Raw genomic sequence first — 2,165 nt, 5'->3', positions numbered from 1 at the left:
CTGCGTGTTCTCCTTGCCGTAGCGGTGGATCTTCTGAAGTGACGGCCGGTCCTTCGTGGCGATGTCCGGCGGGCCGAACATGTCCTTCGCCCACGACTTTGCGACGCCCTCGGTCCAGGACCTCGCCCGGTCCACCGGCGACCCGCCAGTCCCGGCGGCGTCGCTCGTGACGTCCCCGGCCGGGCCGGTGGCGTCGGCGGTGCCGGGCGGCGGGACCACACGGAGGTGGGTGTCGGGGCGGATAGCAGGGATCGGGATCGTCTTCTCGACGTCGGTTTCCGGCGGAACCGGCGGCTGCGCCCGGTCCGTCGTGGACGCGGGCGTCGGCTGGGGCAGCTCGTGCACGGCGGACATGGGCATCACTTCCTCTACTGGATGGGGACTTCTCGGGAGGGGTCAGCGGATGAGCTGGTCGCCCGCGCGGACCAGCGCGCGCAGCGCGGTGTCCAGCTCCGGAGTGACATCAGCGGCGGGATCGCGGCGCCGGGCCCGCGCCGCCGCGGCGCGGGCGTAGTCGAACGCGTGCGCCAGGCGCTCGACCGGATCACTGCTGGCGGCGAGTTTCGCCGCCAGCAGCGCCCTCGAGTTCTCGTGATGACGCCGGCGCGCGGTGGGCGTCCCGGGTTTGCGGCGCCTGCGGTGACCGGCCATCGTCTACACCAGCCAGCCGCGATACGAGGTCACCAGCCGGGTACTGCCCGGCGTATAGATCCTCAGCACATACCGGGCCAGCCACGGCATCTCGGTGCGGTCACCGCCGGGGTCCTCGCCCTCGGCGGCACAGGCCAGCGGCAGAAAATGCTTGGCCAGCGTGGTTTCGGTGTCGTACGCGTCGTCGAGGTCGAAGAACTCCGTGACCTCCTCGACCCGATTCGGCAACCGGCCGCCGTCCAGCCGTTCCAGGCGCAGTTCGTAGCGTTCACGAGCCAAACCGATGACTCCTTTCCTAGACGTGCCGACAAAAACTGAGGGGAAGACGAGAAGAAGGAAGTGAGGGCCGGTGACCGAGCGCGCGCTGAAACCCGCAGGTTCCATCGGGGATGCGGCGCTCGGCCACCGGCGTTTCCCACGCAGCACAAACGGGGGGGAGGGGTGTGCTGCGAGGGATGGGCGCCGGAAGCCGTGCGGGTGTGGCTGCTCACCACGCGGCTTCCGGCCGTCTCGGGCGGGCCGTTCCAGAGGCCTGGGCAACGCTCGCGAAGTGACCTCCGCGAGCGTTCCCCCGGTGCTGGACCGGAGAAAGGGTGCTGCTGTTAGCGGGCCTTGCGGGCCTGCCAGGACTTACGGACCTCGGGTGCCAGGTTGATCACGGCGAGGATCGTGCACAGGACCAGAAGGACTCCGACGACGGCACCAGGCATGGGCTTTCCTTTCTAGAACAGGGCTTTACTGGTTGAGCAGTTGTTTGATCTCACGGCACCAGTTCTTGATCGTGGTGTCCGAGGAAGGCAACTCGTGCCCCGCCTTGACCAGCTCCGCCTTGAGGACAGCGGGGGTGCAGGCCTGGCGGGCGATGCCGAGCTGGACCGCCGTCTGCTTGTCCACGGCCCCGTCGGCGGTGTTCTTGCCCGCCGCGGGTTTCGCCTGCTGCTTCGCCGGGGCCGCGACCGGGGCGGGCTCAGTGCTCGGCTGCGGCGCGGCCTTGGTGGCTTCCCGCAACGCCTTCTCCTCGGCGCGGCGCCGGGACGCGGCCTGTGCCTCGATCTTGGCGTTCCGCTCGTCGTCGGCGGCTTTCCACTCGGCGAGCTGTGTCTCGTAGTCCTTGGCCGCCAGGTGCTCGGCCATGGTGTGGGCGACGAACCCGACCAGCGAGCCACCGCCGAACATCACCGCGAGCCCGATCTGGATCGGGCCCCAGTGCAGGACGTTGAGAACGGTCGCGTAGCCGCAGACGAGGCAGGCGACCACCAGCAGCGGCTTCCAGTTCCCACCCTTATAGCGGCGCTTGAGCGACGAGGCACCGGCGCCGATCATGGTGATCTCGGCGAACGCCGCACCGAGCGCGGCCGCGACGTACCCGAGAACCTTCATCCAGCCGTCCAGGCCGCTGGCGATCAGCGCGCCGAAGGACGCGATCTGGCCGACCGCGCCGACACCGACCGACATCCAGTAGCCGACGCTGAGCGCCCCCGCGGTGCGGAAGTGCTTGTCGTCCGGCGGTTCCG

At 69.6% G+C, this 2,165-nt stretch carries 3 protein-coding genes and 1 pseudogene; all 4 read right to left on the bottom strand.

What is annotated here, in order from left to right; genetic code table 11:
* Positions 1 to 354: pseudogene (locus H074_RS09625) on the bottom strand (hypothetical protein); the annotation flags it as partial.
* A gap of 42 nt (positions 355 to 396) precedes the next feature.
* Positions 397 to 651 carry a hypothetical protein gene (locus H074_RS09620; RefSeq protein ID WP_007029829.1) on the bottom strand — a complete coding sequence of 85 codons (255 nt, stop codon included), beginning with the start codon at positions 649 to 651 and terminating at the stop codon, positions 397 to 399.
* 3 nt (positions 652 to 654) lie between these two features.
* Entirely contained in the window at positions 655 to 930 is a 276-nt protein-coding gene (locus H074_RS09615) for a hypothetical protein (RefSeq protein ID WP_007029828.1), read from the bottom strand.
* A gap of 456 nt (positions 931 to 1,386) precedes the next feature.
* A partial coding sequence (locus H074_RS40705) for a hypothetical protein (RefSeq protein ID WP_007029827.1) occupies positions 1,387 to 2,165 on the bottom strand: 779 nt, incomplete at its 5' end.

This window comes from Amycolatopsis decaplanina DSM 44594 (assembly GCF_000342005.1).
Lineage (GTDB): Bacteria > Actinomycetota > Actinomycetes > Mycobacteriales > Pseudonocardiaceae > Amycolatopsis > Amycolatopsis decaplanina.
This window is presented reverse-complemented; position numbering and strand designations above follow the sequence as displayed.

Coding starts and splice junctions, on each gene's coding strand:
- H074_RS09620 (WP_007029829.1), bottom strand. CDS start 651: ATGGCCGGTCACCGCAGGCGCCGCAAACCCGGGACGCCCACCGCGCGC.